13 protein-coding genes are annotated in these 14,358 nt (G+C 72.1%); 5 read left to right on the top strand and 8 right to left on the bottom strand.

Annotation, left to right across the window (positions count from 1 at the left end):
* Positions 1-63 precede the first annotated feature (63 nt).
* The 6 genes from OOK38_RS08280 to OOK38_RS08255 all read right to left on the bottom strand — a co-directional run bounded on the left by OOK38_RS08280 (position 64) and on the right by OOK38_RS08255 (position 6,454).
* Entirely contained in the window at positions 64-672 is a 609-nt protein-coding gene (locus tag OOK38_RS08280) for a hypothetical protein (RefSeq protein WP_266762210.1), read from the bottom strand.
* Positions 659-2,203 (bottom strand): VWA domain-containing protein, encoded by a 1,545-nt coding sequence (locus OOK38_RS08275; RefSeq protein ID WP_266762212.1) that lies wholly within the window; start codon positions 2,201-2,203, stop codon positions 659-661. Before OOK38_RS08275 ends, OOK38_RS08280 begins: the two co-directional genes overlap by 14 nt.
* Positions 2,200-3,372 carry a toxic anion resistance protein gene (locus tag OOK38_RS08270; protein ID WP_266762214.1) on the bottom strand — a complete coding sequence of 391 codons (1,173 nt, stop codon included), beginning with the start codon at positions 3,370-3,372 and terminating at the stop codon, positions 2,200-2,202. Before OOK38_RS08270 ends, OOK38_RS08275 begins: the two co-directional genes overlap by 4 nt.
* Before the next feature lie 12 nt (positions 3,373-3,384).
* A complete protein-coding gene (locus OOK38_RS08265) occupies positions 3,385-4,458 on the bottom strand; it encodes a substrate-binding domain-containing protein (RefSeq protein ID WP_266762216.1) in 1,074 nt (357 codons plus the stop codon).
* A gap of 237 nt (positions 4,459-4,695) precedes the next feature.
* On the bottom strand, positions 4,696-5,118 hold the full coding sequence (locus OOK38_RS08260; protein WP_266762218.1) for a hypothetical protein: 423 nt from the start codon (positions 5,116-5,118) through the stop codon (positions 4,696-4,698).
* Positions 5,119-5,242: 124 nt separating this feature from the next.
* On the bottom strand, positions 5,243-6,454 hold the full coding sequence (locus OOK38_RS08255) for a pyridoxal phosphate-dependent aminotransferase (RefSeq protein ID WP_266762220.1): 1,212 nt from the start codon (positions 6,452-6,454) through the stop codon (positions 5,243-5,245).
* 126 nt (positions 6,455-6,580) lie between these two features.
* Here OOK38_RS08255 and OOK38_RS08250 point away from each other — a divergent pair, with 126 nt between their 5' ends.
* A complete protein-coding gene (locus OOK38_RS08250) occupies positions 6,581-7,225 on the top strand; it encodes a hypothetical protein (protein WP_266762222.1) in 645 nt (214 codons plus the stop codon).
* An 810-nt stretch (positions 7,226-8,035) separates the two neighbouring features.
* Complete coding sequence (locus OOK38_RS08245) at positions 8,036-8,923, top strand: serine protease (protein WP_266762224.1); 888 nt, start codon at positions 8,036-8,038, stop codon at positions 8,921-8,923.
* A gap of 20 nt (positions 8,924-8,943) precedes the next feature.
* Here the strand turns inward: OOK38_RS08245 and OOK38_RS08240 are convergent, their stop codons facing one another.
* A complete protein-coding gene (locus OOK38_RS08240; RefSeq protein WP_266762227.1) occupies positions 8,944-10,572 on the bottom strand; it encodes an amidohydrolase family protein in 1,629 nt (542 codons plus the stop codon).
* Positions 10,573-10,588: 16 nt separating this feature from the next.
* Complete coding sequence (locus OOK38_RS08235) at positions 10,589-11,866, bottom strand: amino acid deaminase (protein WP_266762228.1); 1,278 nt, start codon at positions 11,864-11,866, stop codon at positions 10,589-10,591.
* Positions 11,867-12,013: 147 nt separating this feature from the next.
* Here OOK38_RS08235 and OOK38_RS08230 point away from each other — a divergent pair, with 147 nt between their 5' ends.
* From OOK38_RS08230 to OOK38_RS08220, 3 genes are read left to right on the top strand one after another with little or no spacing between them, the layout of a single operon-like run.
* Positions 12,014-13,105 carry a sugar kinase gene (locus OOK38_RS08230; protein ID WP_266762230.1) on the top strand — a complete coding sequence of 364 codons (1,092 nt, stop codon included), beginning with the start codon at positions 12,014-12,016 and terminating at the stop codon, positions 13,103-13,105.
* Positions 13,102-13,857, top strand: a complete 756-nt coding sequence (locus OOK38_RS08225; RefSeq protein ID WP_266762232.1) for an IclR family transcriptional regulator — start codon at positions 13,102-13,104, stop codon at positions 13,855-13,857. Before OOK38_RS08230 ends, OOK38_RS08225 begins: the two co-directional genes overlap by 4 nt.
* Before the next feature lie 7 nt (positions 13,858-13,864).
* Positions 13,865-14,275 (top strand): RidA family protein, encoded by a 411-nt coding sequence (locus OOK38_RS08220; protein WP_266762234.1) that lies wholly within the window; start codon positions 13,865-13,867, stop codon positions 14,273-14,275.
* The last annotated feature ends 83 nt before the right edge of the window (positions 14,276-14,358 follow it).

Below are 14,358 nucleotides of genomic sequence, written 5' to 3'. Positions count from 1 at the left end.
CCGCGGTCGTGGCGAGCGGTGCCGCGGTCACCGCCGGCGGCCCGGCACCGTGGAAGGCCGCGGTCACTGCGAGCGGCCGCGGTCCTCCAGGTACCGGGTGTGCGACTCCTGGCGGCGTGCCTCCGTCTCCCGCAGGGCCGCCGCGAGCCGCTCGGACTCCTCGTGCAAGAGGCCGAGCTGACGTTCCAGGTGGCGTTCCGGGGGTTCGGTGCCGGGGGTCAGGCGGGTCCACCACCGGGTGCGGACGAAGGTGTCGACCGCCTCGGGGATGTCCTGCCGTACGGCGCGCGACAGGGCGCGCACGCCTTCCGGGTCCTGGGCGAGGACCTCGGCGACCCAGCCGGGATCGAGCAGGGCGGCGAGGACCTCGGTCAGCTCGGTGAGCCGGCCCGCGGCCGCCGGGGGCAGCTCGACCCCGTCCAGGTAGGTCCGCAGCGTGCCGAAGTCGGCGCGCAGTTCCTCGAGTTGGGCCGAGGGGTCCGGGAAGTCGGGAAGGGCCGGGCGCTCCGGCGGGGCGATCAGCGCGCCCGCGCCGTAGAGACCCGCGACGACGACCGGCCAGTACGGGCCCGCGACCCCGGCGAAGGTCAGCGCGAGTCCGGCGATCCCGCAGGCGCTGCCGGTCAGGTTCTTGCGGGACTCGAGGAAGCCGACGAGCCTACTGGTAGCCACGGATCTCCTCGAAGGCGCCGTCGAGCGAGCCTTTCCGGGCATCGAAGAGACGGCCGCCGGTCAGGTCGGCGATGTGCTGGAGTTCGTCGCGGTCGGAGTCGCCGAACAGGATGGGGAAGACGGGGATCTGGCGCTGTCCGCCCGGCAGCCGGCCGTAGAAGGCGTCGAAGTCGGACGGGCCCGCGCCCCTGGTGTTCTCGCCGTCCGTCATCAGCACGATCGAGGTGAACGTGTCGTCGTCGGCGCCCAGATGCTCGTACGCCTTCTCCAGCGAGGTGTAGATCGCGGTGTCGCCGTCGGCGCTCAGCGCGCGGGTGTCCTCGCGGATCGCGTCGAGCCCGGCCTTCGGGTTCTCCGGGCGGACGACATGCGTGCGGACGCTCTTGACCTCCGAGCCGAACGGCATGAAGGTCACTTCCTCGCGGTCGTGGAAGTCGCCGGTCAGATCGCCGAGCGCCTTCTTCAGCCGGTCGAGGCGGTCGCCGTCCATCGAGCCCGAGGTGTCGAGGACGTAGACCGTCCTGGACGGCCGGCGCAGCTTGTTCTCGTAGGAGTCGAGGAGCCGGTCGGCGACGGACCGGCTTCCCGGGAAGGGGAGTTCACGCCGTCGTCCGGTGCCGAGGCCGGCCGCCGGGGCGACCGAGGCGACGACCGGGCGGCGGTGTGTCCGCTCGGTGATCCGCTTCTGGGTGGCCGGCGCGCGCAGTGCCTCGGCGAGGCGCCGGACGGTCTCGCGGGTGTCCTTGGAGGACGCTGCCAGGGAGGAGAGCGGATAGTCGGCGGTCACCACTCCGTCACGCGGGCGGATGACCGTCAGGCCCTTCACGCCCTTGAGGACGGACTCGTAGTTGAGCAGGGCGTCCACGGTGCCGCGGCGCTCGTAGGCGCCGGCCAGCCAGCCCGACGAACCCGACGTGAGCTTCTGCCCCTTGAAGAACTCCCGCAGGTGCGGGGTCGCCTTGGCCACGTCGGCGTCCGTGAGCGCCGACTGGGCGCCGGACAGTCCGGAGGCCACCGAGATCAGGGTGGAGAAACCGGAGTTGGAGCGCGCCGGATCGGTCATGCCGTACGTCAGCTTCCCGTCCGTCACGGCCTTCTCCACCTGCGACCAGGTGACGTCGTCCGGCTTCCAGCCGAGGCTGCTCATCGTCGTCGGCTTGACGCCGATGGCCACCGGGCTCGACATGACCGGCGTCTCCGAGACGACCTTCTTCGCGGCGTCGGGGCGCAGGTGCAGATAGGCGTTGGAGGAGAGCCACAGGGCGTCGAACCGGTCGTCCGCCGTGCCCCGCGCGATCAGGTCCACGGCGGCGAGCGTGCCCATGTAGGCGGGCTTGACGGTGATGCCGGTGTCCCGCTCGATCCGGTCCAGTACCGGCTTCATGTCGGAGAGTTCGCTGGAGGCGAGGACGCGGAGGGTGCCGGGCTCGGGGGCGGCGTCGTCGGGCTTCCGCTCCTCCTGGGTGGCCGTGCACGCGGTGACCGCGAGCAGGGCCAGGACGGCGCAGGCCGCCCGTCGGACCGTTCTCATCCGAGCCCGCCTTCCAGGGCGCCCTGCGCGCGGCTGCGCTCCAAGTAGGCACCGGCGTGCTGGAGTTCGGTGGTCAGGGATTCCACGGTCGCGGCCATCGTCTCGGTCGCCTGCACCTTGTACGTGTCGATCGCGTCCAGGGTGCGGTAGATCTGCTGGAAGGCGTCGCGGAGAGTCTCGGCGCCGACGGCCGGGTCGGCGGCGATGCGCTGGATCTCGCCGCTCTGGGTGGCGAGCATCTCGGCGTTGCCGCGGATGAGGTCCTCGGTCGTGCCGCGCAGGGCGTTGACCTGGTCGACGACCTTGCGCTGGTTGTCGAGCGCGGAGGCGAGCATCACCGAGATGCGCAGCGCGGAGACCGTGGTGGTGGCCGCGCGGTCGACGCCCTTGATGAGCTCCTCGTTGTTGCGCCGGACCACGTCCATCGCCAGATAGCCCTGGGCGCACACCGCGAGCTGGGTGAGCAGGTCCTGGTGCTTCTGCCGGACCGGGAAGAGCACGTCGGAGCGGAGCGTGTCGGCCTGCGAGGGGTCCGCGGCGTCGACGCCCGCGATGTGGTCCTCGACCGCGGTGTCCAGGGCCTGGGTCAGGACGACGTACTCCTGGAGCTTGCCCATCGTCTCCCAGAGCCGGACGCGTTCGGTCTGCAGTGCCGCGTTGTCCCGGCGCAGTTCGTCCTGGCCGCCGCGCAGCGAGCCGACGATCTTGTTCAACGTGCCTTGCGCGGAGGCGTACTTGGCGACGTGGTCGCGCAGCTTGTTGCCGCCCGGCAGCCTGGACAGGAACTTCCGCCCCTTGCTCGCGGACAGGTCCCGCGGGTCCAGGTCCTCGACCACGCGCCGCAGTTCGACGAGCGAGCCCGCGACGTGCGACTGGGCGTCCTCGCCCTTGGAGGGCAGACTGCGGATCGTCCGCTCCAGCATGCGGTTGGACTGGGCGGCGGCGCCGCGCATCTCGTTCGACCCGAGCCCGGTGATCTCCCCGACCTTGCCCGCGAATTCGGGCGAGCGGGCGTCCAGGTGGGCGAGTCCGCCGACGTACTCCGCGGCGCGTCGCGCCATCTCGTCCCGCGTACCCGGGTCGACGGGGACGAGTCCGCCGGCCTTCTCACGGGGCACGGGCGCGACGGCCTCGGGCGGTGTGAGGGTGAATGTCTCTTCGGTGGTCATGTGCGCTTCCCCCTAGTTCCCGGCCCGGCGCGCCATCTCGTGCAGCACCTTGGAGGCGGGCACGGGCGCCTGCCGGACGCCGGTCAGCTTCTGATTGAGATACGTGGCGTGGGCCGCGGTGGCCGAGGTGAACTCGCCGGTGGCGCCCTGCGGCCGGAACCCGTGCCGGACGGCAAGCTTGCGCAACTCCGGGTCTTTACTGAGGAGTTCACCCAGCGCACGGCCCTCGGGCGTGAGCGGTACGACCGTGTGGTCGCTGTTCGCCGTGGTGTCCGGGTAGAGGACCGTGAGGTCTCCGGTGTCCTGGCCCTCGGCGAGGAGGGCGGCGACCTGTGACTCGTAGACGAGGACGAGCGGATTGCCGGCGCCGCTGACGAAGTCCCGGAACTCCGCGTCGGTACTGGACTGCTGGGCGCCCTGGACGCTGATGAGCCGGTGCATCAGGGGCGCGGTGCGGTCGACGGCGGCGTCGTCGGCGGCGACGCGCCCGCCGTCGGCGACGTAGGAGGCGGCGGCGAGGTAGAGGGCGCCGGAGTTGGAGGTCTCCGGGTCGGTGGACGCGATGTACAGCGTGCCGGTCAGTTCACCGTGCGCCTTCGCGCCCTTGAGCTGCTGCCAGGTCCGCTCGTGCCGGGCCGCGTCCAGATAGGCGGCCATCCTCAGCGTGCCGGTGTTCTTGTCGAGGGTGGCCAGACCGTTGGCGGCGAGGACCTGGGCCGCGCTGCGGTGGGCCACCACGACGAGGGGCGAGTAGAAGGGCCGGGGCAGGGGCTGGCGGACGTGGTACTTGTCCGCGAGCTCGTCCGCCGGGGCCTGGCTGGAGGGGAAGGCGAAGTCGTACCCCTCGAGGTCGAGGCCCTCCATGGCCCAGGACCCGGAGGTCTCCGCCTTCACGGTGTAGCCCTTGGCGGCGAGGGCCTTCACCACGTCGGGGTCGGCGAAGAACTCCGCCTTCTCCGAACCGATCACTCCTTGCACGGTCTTCGTTGCCGTGCCCTTGTCCTGACCAGTGCGGCCTGCGACGACGGCTGCTGCCACTCCGCCGATCAACAGGACCGCCAGGACGATTCCTGCGATGCGTCTCACGCCTGGAGCGTGCACCTCGGAATCCAACGTTCCCGGTCTCGGGGGGTGAACACGGGGTGACCACCGGGTCCCGGTACGCAACCGGAGGGAGGACCGCCGCTACGCGGGCGGGTGAAGGGCGCGGAGGGCCGGCGCGGTGGGCCGGCGCGGTGGCTTGTGGCACCCGGTCCGCACGTCGCTGCGGGAGCGCGCGGACCGGGGCCGTACGAGGGGCCTCGGGCTCGGGGAGCCCGGGGCTCAGTGGGTGGCCAGCTCGCGGGGTCCGACGGCCAGGGCGTGCGCGTCCATGCGCTCGGCGGAGAGGATCGCGGCGGCCGTGTCGGCGCGGGAGGCCGCCACGACGAGGGCGCGGCCCGCGAGGGCGTGGGCGCGACGGTGAAGGGTCGCGAGGCGGGACGCGTGGGGCGCCGCGGCGGCCGGGGCGCGGACCGGCGCGGTGCCGCCGCGCAGCCGTGTCACCTGCTCGGTGAGCCGGTCGGCGCCGGCGTCCAGGTCCGCGGACGGCGCGAGAGCGCGGATCTCGTCCGTCACGGCGAGCAGTGCCGCGAGGTGACCGGCGAGCTGGATGTCCAGCTCCTCCTCGCGCGACCGGTGGGGAAAGTCGGAGGAAGGGGCGCCGGCCATCGTGTGGACCGACTTCGTGCGGATCGGTTCGTACATGGGATGGCCTCCTGTGCCTGACAGGAAGCCATCCTAGCTTGGATTTCGTCTAAAGTTGAGCCGGTTCGCGGAATGGGTCGCGACGCGTACGCAGGGTGAGCGCGCCCCGCTCCACCCGCGGGCGTCACGGCTGGCTGTAGCCGTCGAGGAACGTGCCGATCCGGGTCACCGCGTCCGTCAGATCCCCGACCGTCGGCAGGGTGACCACCCGGAAGTGGTCCGCCTCGGGCCAGTTGAAGCCCGTTCCCTGGACGACCATGATCTTCTCGCGGCGCAGCAGGTCGAGCACCATCTGCCGGTCGTCCTTGATCTTGAAGACCTTCGGGTCGAGACGCGGGAAGAGGTACAGCGCCCCCTTCGGCTTCACGCAGGTCACGCCGGGGATCTGCGTCAGCAGCTCGTGCGCGACGTCCCGCTGCTCCTTCAGGCGCCCGCCAGGCAGGACCAGGTCGCTGATCGTCTGCCGCCCGCTGAGCGCCGCCACCACCCCGTGCTGCCCCGGCATGTTCGCGCACAGGCGCATGTTCGCGAGGATCGTCAGTCCCTCGATGTAGGACTCCGCGTGCGCGCGCGGCCCCGAGATCGACATCCAGCCGACGCGGTAGCCCGCCACGCGGTACGCCTTCGACATGCCGTTGAAGGTGAGGGTGAGCAGATCCGGGGCGATCTTGGCGGTCGCGGTGTGCGTGGCGTCGTCGTAGAGGATCTTGTCGTAGATCTCGTCGGAGCAGACCAGCAGGTTGTGCCGCCGGGCGATGTCCGTGAGCCCCCGGAGCATGGCTTCGTCGTACACCGCGCCGGTCGGGTTGTTCGGGTTGATGATGACGATCGCCTTGGTGCGGTCGGTGACCTTCCGCTCCACGTCCGCGAGGTCCGGCATCCAGTCGGACTGCTCGTCGCAGCGGTAGTGCACGGCCGTGCCGCCGGACAGGGAGACCGCCGCGGTCCACAAGGGGTAGTCCGGGGCCGGTACGAGGACCTCGTCGCCGTCGTCCAGCAGGCCCTGCATCGCCATCACGATGAGCTCGGAGACGCCGTTGCCGATGAAGACGTGCTCGACGTCCGTCTCGATGCCGAGGGTCTGGTTGTGCATCACGACCGCGCGGCGGGCGGCGAGCAGGCCCTTGGCGTCGCCGTAGCCGTGCGCCGAGGAGACGTTGCGGAGGATGTCCTCGAGGATCTCGGGCGGACACTCGAACCCGAAGGCCGCCGGGTTGCCCGTGTTGAGCTTGAGGATGCGGTGACCGGCCGCTTCGAGCCGCATCGCCTCCTCAAGAACCGGACCCCGGATCTCGTAGCAGACGTTGGCGAGCTTCGTGGACTGGATCACCTGCATGTCCGTGAGCTTACGGCCGTGTAACGCACACCGGGGCGTGTTTTCCACCACGTGAGACGGGGAGGTTCGGACCTCTTTGTCCGCGCGCTACTCCGAAAGCCCTGGTGGTCCCTAGAATGCGCGATCATGTCCTGGCAGTCCGGCGATTCCGAAGCCCGGCCGAAGGTGTACCTCCCACAGAGCGACGGGGAGACTCCTCCGGCCTATGAGTCGTACTCCGATCCGGCCGAGGCGCACGGCTGGCGGAAGGCCTACGCGGACGGCGACGACACCGCCCTCCTCGACCCGGTGCCCGCCGACAGCGCCGTGCCCGGTGATCCGGCGGGGCGGCACGAGCGGCTGCTGCGCCGCCGGCGTGCCCGGCTGACCCGGCGGCTGGCCGTGGCCGGAGGCGCGGCGTGCGTCGTCGTCCTCGGCGTCGTCGTCGTGGGGGCCTTCGACTCCGAGCCGGCCGACGGGACGGGCGGCACGCCCGTGGGGACGTCCGGGCCCGTGCGCCTCGCGACGGGACCCGCGCAGTCGGACGAGGAATCCGCCGACGCCACGTCCGCGCAGCCGTCGGCAGCCACGCCGTCGGCCACGCCGGCCGCTGCCTCGGCCGGTGCCTCAGCGAGCGCGTCCCCCGGCGCGACCACGACCGCCGGGGGCGCTTCCACGCCCTCCGCGTCCACCGCGCCCCCGGCCTCCGCGTCCCCCACCGCGACCGCCTCGGCGACGGGTGGCACCAGCGGGGGGAACGGGCACGGGAGAGGCGGAGGGCGGCACAGGTAGCCGTCGGTCCCCTGTCCAGGACCTGCCCGGTGACCACCTCGCCGAGCTGATCGCCCCGCGCTCCGCCCGCGTCCCGCGCCGGATCAAGAGGCTCATCAACGGCTTCGGTCTGGAGTGCGCGCTCAAGCCCGTCTGTGCTGCTCCCGCAGCTGATGGCGCTGACCGAGGTGGACGACCTGGTGGCGCAGTCGCCGCAGGGGCGCCCCTGCTCGCGGGGCCCGTCCGGACGAGCAGGCGGAGCCCGGGCCCGGCCGTGCAACCCGGCAGCGCCCGCCGTACGCCGGGATGCGGGGGCTCTGGATCGACGACCACCCCGAGCGCGACACCCGGTTCGCCGAGCTGCTGGAGGTACGGGGGGCCCGCGTCCCGGTGGCCACCGACCGGGACCGTGCCGAGCACGTCCTCGGCGTCACCCGGATCGACCTGCTCATCTCCGATGTGCGGCGCGGACCGGACCGGGAGGCGGGACTCTCCGATCTGCGCGGCCGGCGGGAGAGCGAGCGGTATCTCGGACCGCCGTCTTCTTCTTCACCAGTCGCACCACCCCGAACCGCGAGGCCCGTGCCGGGGCGCTCGACGCGCGGGTCGCCACGAGCGGCGCGCTGCTCTTCCGACATGCCGAGGAGGCGTACGAACAGGCCGCCCTCTAGGGCGTGTTGTGGCCACTCCCCAGGCCGGAAACCGCTCCTTGTCCGCCTTTCCCTCCCCCCTCACAATGCACATGACAAACAGATGGCCGGAAGACCTCCGGTCAACGGAAGGCGACCGGATGACCTTCGGCCGCCCCAAGTCGCAAGAGGGGACCCCCACATGAGAAAGCCTCTCGTCGCCGCTCTCTTCGCCCTGGTGATGACCGGGGCGGGCGCGGCACCCGCGGTCGCCGCGTCCGCGCCCGAGTCCGCCCCCACGCACGTGTCGGCCAAGGCCGTCCCGGCGGACACCGAGGCGGCCGCGCCCACGCTCCAGGCCGTCAGCCTGGCCGGGACCGTCGCGCTCAGCAACTGCTCCGGCTCGGTCGTCCGCTTCCCCAACTCGGCGGACACCGACCCGGCGCTCGTGCTCTCCAACGGCCACTGCCTGGAGACCGGCTTCCCGGACCCCGGTGAGGTGATCGTCGGCCAGGCGTCCAGCCGGACCTTCAGCCTGCTCAACTCGGCCGGCACCAAGGTCGCCACGCTGCGGGCAAGCAAGGTCGCGTACTCCACGATGACCGACACGGACATCACGATCTACCAGCTCACCAGCACCTACGCGACCATCAAGAACTCGTACGGCATCAGCGCGCTGACCGTGCAGAACACGCATCCGGCCGCCGGCACCGCCATCACCGTGGCCTCCGGCTACTGGAAGCGGCTCTACAGCTGCAGCATCGACGGCTTCGTGTACCGCCTCAAGGAGGGCGACTGGACCTGGAAGGACTCGGTCCGCTACACCTCCGCCTGCAACACCATCGGCGGCACCTCGGGCTCGCCGGTCGTCGACCAGGCCACCGGCAAGGTCGTCGCCGTCAACAACACCGGCAACGAGGACGGCGAGCGCTGCACGGTGAACAACCCGTGCGAGGTCGACGCGAGCGGCAACGTCACCGTCCGCCAGGGCATCAACTACGCCGAGGAGACCTACCAGATACCGGCCTGCTTCACGACCGGCAACAAGCTCGACCTGACCCTGAGCGGGTGCGTCCTGCCCAAGCCGTAGTGCCGCGGGAGGGCGGGCGGTCACGCCGTGCGGCGGACCGCCCGTCCCGCCAGTACGTCCGTCCTGCGCCCGTCCTCGACGACGAAACGGCCGTCGATCAGGACGTGCGGGATGCCGGTCGGCAGGGTGCGCGGCGCCGCGAAGGTCGACCCCGCCGCGACCGTCGCCGGGTCGAAGAGGACCAGATCGGCCCGGTACCCCTCGCGGACGAGGCCGCGGTCGGGCAGCCGCAGCCGGGCCGCCGGGCGGCCGGTGAGATGGGCGACGCACTCCTCCAGTGAGAGGACGCCCAACTCCCGGACGTACCGGCCGAGATAGTGCGGGAAGGTGCCGTACGCGCGCGGGTGCGGTTTGTCGCCGCGCAGGATGCCGTCGGAGCCGCCGGTGTGCACGGGGTGCCGCATGATCGCCCGGACGTTCTCCTCGTGGCCGACGTGCTGCAGGATCGTCGGGCCGAGACGGTCCTCGGTCAGCAGACGGCGGGCGGTGGTCCAGGGGGCCTCGCCGCGCAGGTCGGCGGATTCCCGGACGGTGCGGCCGACGTAGGACCCGAGGTCCGGGTCGGACACCCCGGAGATCTCGATCGTGTCCCACTCGATGGGGACACCGTGGCAGCCGTCGGCGCCCACGACCTCCATGTGGTGCCGGACGCGTTCGGCGGTCGCGTCGTCCCGCAGCCGGGCGAGAACCGCCTCAGGTCCGCCCTCGCCCGCCCAGCTCGGCAGCATCGCCACGAGGGTGGTGCACCCCGGGGTGTACGGATAGGTGTCCAGGGTGATGTCCGCACCCTCCGCCAGCGCCTTGTCCAGCAGGGCGAGGAGATCGGGCGCCTTCCCCTCGTTCACGCCGAAGTTCATGGTGGCGTGGGCGAGATGGAGCGGGCAGCCCGCCTCTCGCGTGAGGGTCACCATCTCCTCGTACGCCTCCAGGGCGCCCGCCCCGTAGGAGCGGTGATGCGGGCAGTAGTAGCCGCCGTGCTCCGCCACCACCCGGCACAGGGCGGTGAGTTCGGCGTCCTTGGCGTACATCCCGGGGGTGTACGTCAGCCCGGAGGACATGCCGACCGCGCCCTCCCGCAGCCCGTCCGCCACCAAGCGCCGCATCCGGTCCAGCTCCTGGGGGGTCGCCTCGCGGTCCTCCCAGCCGACGGCGAGCATGCGGACGGTGCCCTGGGGGACGAGGTAGGCGGCGTTCACGGCGATGCCCTCGCCGTCGAAGCCGTGGTCGAGACGGTCCAGGTACTCGCCCACGGAGCGCCAGGTGAAGTCGATGTCGTCGCCGTGGCCGTTCCAGCCGGTGATCGTCCGGCGGACCTCGGCGAGCGTACGGTCGTCGACCGGCGCGTACGACAGGCCGTCCTGGCCGATGACTTCGAGGGTCACGCCCTGGGCGGCCTTCGCGCTGTGGTCCGGGTCCCGCAGCAGCGCGAGGTCGCTGTGCGCGTGCATGTCGATGAAGCCGGGGGAGAGGACGAGGCCCTCGGCGTCCAGCTCACGGGTGCCGCGCGGCCGCTGGCAGCCGGCCGCCGCGGCCTCCTTGACGATCGAGACGATCCGGCCGCCCTTGACGGCCACGTCGGCGCGGTAGGTGGCCGCGCCGCTGCCGTCGGCGACGTCCACGTCCTGGATGACCAGGTCGGCGTGATCCATGGGGCGTCTCCGGCTTCTAGAAGAACGTGCGGATGTAGTCGACGACCGTGCCGTCCGCCTCGACCAGCGGGATCAGCTGCCACTTGTCGAAGGACGTGCACGGATGGGACAGACCCATGCCGAGCCAGTCGCCGACCTCCAGATCCGCCTCCGGTGCCGTGCGCAGCCAGGCGTGCTGGTCGGAGAGCCCGCTGACCTCGATGCCGGCCGCGGGACGCTCGGCGCCGTCCCGGCGCACCACCTGGGCGAAGGGGAGGTCGAGGTCGTGGGCCGCGTCCCGCTTGCCCGCGTTGCTGAAGGCCTGCTCGGGGGAGGGCCGGGAGACGACCTGCGACCAGAGGCGGAACGCCGGGTGCAGGGCGCCCTCCTCCGGGACGCGCGCGAACGGGGTCAGCTTGCGGTAGTGGCCGTCGTCGTGCGAGACGTACGCGCCGGAACGCAGCAACTTCAGGACGGGGAGGGAGAGTTCCGGGATCTCCGCGAAGACGTCGGCGACCGCGTCGAACCAGGCGCTGCCGCCCGCGCTGACGACGATCTCGTCGAGGCCCTTGAAGCGTCCGGCGCCGTCGAACTCCGCCGCGAGCGCGGTCAGCCGCCGCAGCCAGGCGTGCACCCGCCCGGGATCCGCGTCCGGGACCTCGCCCTCGTATCCCGCGACGCCGACCAGCCGGAGCGTCGCCGTCGCCGCCACCGCGTCCGCGACCGCCGCGCACTGCGCCTCCGTACGCACGCCGGTACGGGCGCCCTCGCCGGCGGCGAGTTCGACGACGACGTCCACCGGGCGGGCGCTCCCGCGCAGCGCGGCGTCCATCAGCTCCACACCGCGCACCGAGTCGACGTAACAGATGAACCGGAAGCCGGGGTCCCCGGCCAGCTCGGTGGCGATCCACCGCAGGGCCGCCGCGTCGACGAGTTCGTTCGCGAGGAAGATCCGGTCGATGCCGAACTCCCGTGCCACGCGCACCTGGTGGGGGACCGCGAGGGTGATGCCCCAGGCGCCGTGCTCGATCTGCCGCCAGAACAGCTGAGGCGCCATGGACGTCTTGCCGTGCGGCGCGAACGCGAGGCCGTGCCGGGTGGCGTACGTCTCCATGAGTTCGAGGTTGTGGGTCAGGCGCTCGGCGGAGAGGGCGAGGACGGGGGTGGTGAAGCCGTCCGTGAACAGGTTGCGGCGCTGGGCGGCCAACTCCCCGACGCTCAGGCCGTCCGCGTCCGGGGGCAGGCCCTTGAAACGGTGGTCGACGCGGTCCGCCACGAGTGCGGCCAGCGGTGCGGCGGCGGTGTCGGCGCTCATGGGGCCTCCTTGGTCTGCCCGGATGCGTTGCATGCTGTGCAACGCTCATTGCGTATGTCGCTTACTGCTGTCTAACATCCCAGCCAACGCAGGGTCAACGGTGCCGTTCGCCGCCGTCGGCCGCCAGAGCGAGGAGCCCCGACCATCGTGACCAGCAACGGACCCGCAGGTGCCGCGTCCTCCGACGCCGGCCTCGACACCGTCGAGGTGGTGGCGCTCGGCGAGTCCATGGTCACCTTCCTGCCCACCCGGGCCGGGCGCCTCGCCGACGTGCCGTCGTTCGAGCGGGGCATCGGCGGCGCCGAGTCCAACGTGGCGTGCGTGCTCGCCCGTGCCGGTCACTCCGCGCGCTGGGTCGGCAGGGTCGGCGCCGACGGGTTCGGCGACCACCTCGTGGAGGCGATCGCCGCGTACGGCGTCGACACCTCCGCCGTACGCCGGGACCCCGACCGCCCGACCGGCGTCTACTTCCGCACCGCGGGCGACCGCGCGACCGACGCCCACGAAGTCGCCTACTACCGGGCCGGATCCGCCGCCTCCGCCATGACCGCGCGGAACGTGGACCTGGCCGCCGCCCGCTCGGGCCGCGTGCTGCACCTGTCCGGAATCACCGCCGCACTCTCCGACGACTGCCTCGCCCTGATGCGCGAACTGACCGCCCCACGGCCCGGCCGCCCCCTCGTCTCCTTCGACGTCAACCACCGCCCGGGGCTGTGGCGCGACCCCGAAGGGCCGCGCGTCCTGCTCGACCTCGCGCGCGGCGCCGACATCGTCTTCGTCGGGGACGACGAGGCCCGCGAGGCCTGGGGGCTGCGCGGGGCACGCGCGATCCGCGAGGCACTGCCCGAACCGGACGTCCTGGTCGTCAAGTACGGCAAGGGCGGAGCCGTCGTGTTCGACAAGGACGTCCCCGAGGGGACCGAGGACGCCGCCGGCACCGCCACCTTCGTCCGTGCGCTGCGCGTCGACGTCGTCGCGGCCGTCGGCGCCGGCGACGCCTTCGCCGCCGGGTTCCTCTCCGCCACCCTCCGCGGCCTCCCCGTCCGCGACCGGCTCCGCCACGGCCACCTGATGGCCGCCGCCGCCCTCACCGTGCCCGGCGACCTCGCCGAGCCGCCCGCCCGCGGGCACGCCGACCGGCTGGCCGCTCTCGACGACCGCGCGTGGGAGACACTTCGACTCGGCCCCGGCTGGACCGAAGCCGACGCACGGGCCGCCGAGGAGGTACGCACGCCATGAGCCAGACCGTCGACCGAGCGCTGAGCATCCTGCCCCTGCTCGCCGAGGGCCCCGCCGACCTCGGACAGGTCGCCGACCGCCTCGGCGTCCACAAGTCCACCGCGCTCCGCCTGCTGCGCACCCTGCACGAGCACGGCCTGGTCTACCGCCAGTCCGACCAGCGCTACCGCCTCGGCGCCCGCCTCTTCGCCCTCGCCCAGGAGGCCGTCGAGAACCTCGACGTCCGCGAGATCGCCCACCCCCACCTCGTCCGCCTCAACGAACAGTGCGGACACACCGTCCACCTCGCCGTCCACGAGGAGAACGAGGTCCTCTACATCGACAAGGTGGAGAGCCGCTACCCGGTGCGCATGTACTCGCGGATCGGGAAGCCCGTCGCCATCACCGTCGCGGCGGTGGCCAAACTGCTCCTCGCCGACCTGCCCGAGGCCGAGCGCCGCGCCCTCGCCGACAAGCTCGACTACCCCATGTACACGGCCCGTTCGACCCCCAGCGCCCCCGCCTTTTTGAAGGAGCTGGCGACGGTACGCGAACAGGGCTGGGCCACGGACCTCGGTGGTCACGAGGAATCCATCAACTGCGTCGCGGCCCCCATCCGCGGCGCCGACGGACGCGTCTGTGCCGCCATGTCGGTCTCCGCGCCCAACGTCGTCGTCACCGCCGACGAACTGCTCACCCTGCTCCCGCTGGTGCGCCGTACGGCGGACGCCATCAGCCGCGACTACTCCGGCAAAGCCCCCACGAAGGAATGATCAGCGCATGACCGACAAGATCGCCCTCACCCCGAAGACCCACACCACCCCGCCCGCCAAGTTCTCGCACGGCGTGAAGAAGGGGAACATCCTCCAGGTCGCCGGCCAGGTCGGCTTCCTGCCCGCCGAGGAGGGCAGGCCCCCGACGCCCGCCGGGCCGACCCTGCGCGAGCAGACGCTGCAGACCCTCGCCAACGTCAAGGCGATCCTCGAGGAGGGCGGCTCCGGCTGGGACGACGCGATGATGATCCGCGTCTACCTCACGGACGTCGGCCACTTCGCCGAGATGAACCAGATCTACAACCAGTACTTCGAGGACCAGGGCCTCACCGCGCCCCCCGCCGCCCGGACGACGGTCTACGTCGGCCTGCCGGCCGGACTCCTCGTCGAGATCGACGTACTCGCCGTCCTCGGCTGACGTCCGGTCCCGGGTCCGACGCCCTCCTTCCGGGCTGACGTCCGCTCTCCGGGCTGACGCCCTCTCTCCGGGCTGACGCCCGA

It is taken from the genome of Streptomyces sp. NBC_00568, from assembly GCF_026341855.1.
Classification (GTDB): Bacteria; Actinomycetota; Actinomycetes; order Streptomycetales; family Streptomycetaceae; genus Streptomyces.
This window is presented reverse-complemented; position numbering and strand designations above follow the sequence as displayed.

What these genes read in the sequence shown, in the direction of transcription:
- OOK38_RS08275 (WP_266762212.1), bottom strand. Translation starts at nt 2,203, where the DNA reads ATGAGAACGGTCCGACGGGCGGCCTGCGCCGTCCTGGCCCTGCTCGCG.
- OOK38_RS08270 (WP_266762214.1), bottom strand. Translation starts at nt 3,372, where the DNA reads ATGACCACCGAAGAGACATTCACCCTCACACCGCCCGAGGCCGTCGCG.
- OOK38_RS08260 (WP_266762218.1), bottom strand. Translation starts at nt 5,118, where the DNA reads ATGTACGAACCGATCCGCACGAAGTCGGTCCACACGATGGCCGGCGCC.
- OOK38_RS08255 (WP_266762220.1), bottom strand. Translation starts at nt 6,454, where the DNA reads ATGCAGGTGATCCAGTCCACGAAGCTCGCCAACGTCTGCTACGAGATC.
- OOK38_RS08250 (WP_266762222.1), top strand. Translation starts at nt 6,581, where the DNA reads ATGTCCTGGCAGTCCGGCGATTCCGAAGCCCGGCCGAAGGTGTACCTC.
- OOK38_RS08245 (WP_266762224.1), top strand. Translation starts at nt 8,036, where the DNA reads ATGAGAAAGCCTCTCGTCGCCGCTCTCTTCGCCCTGGTGATGACCGGG.
- OOK38_RS08240 (WP_266762227.1), bottom strand. Translation starts at nt 10,572, where the DNA reads ATGGATCACGCCGACCTGGTCATCCAGGACGTGGACGTCGCCGACGGC.
- OOK38_RS08235 (WP_266762228.1), bottom strand. Translation starts at nt 11,866, where the DNA reads ATGAGCGCCGACACCGCCGCCGCACCGCTGGCCGCACTCGTGGCGGAC.
- OOK38_RS08225 (WP_266762232.1), top strand. Translation starts at nt 13,102, where the DNA reads ATGAGCCAGACCGTCGACCGAGCGCTGAGCATCCTGCCCCTGCTCGCC.
- OOK38_RS08220 (WP_266762234.1), top strand. Translation starts at nt 13,865, where the DNA reads ATGACCGACAAGATCGCCCTCACCCCGAAGACCCACACCACCCCGCCC.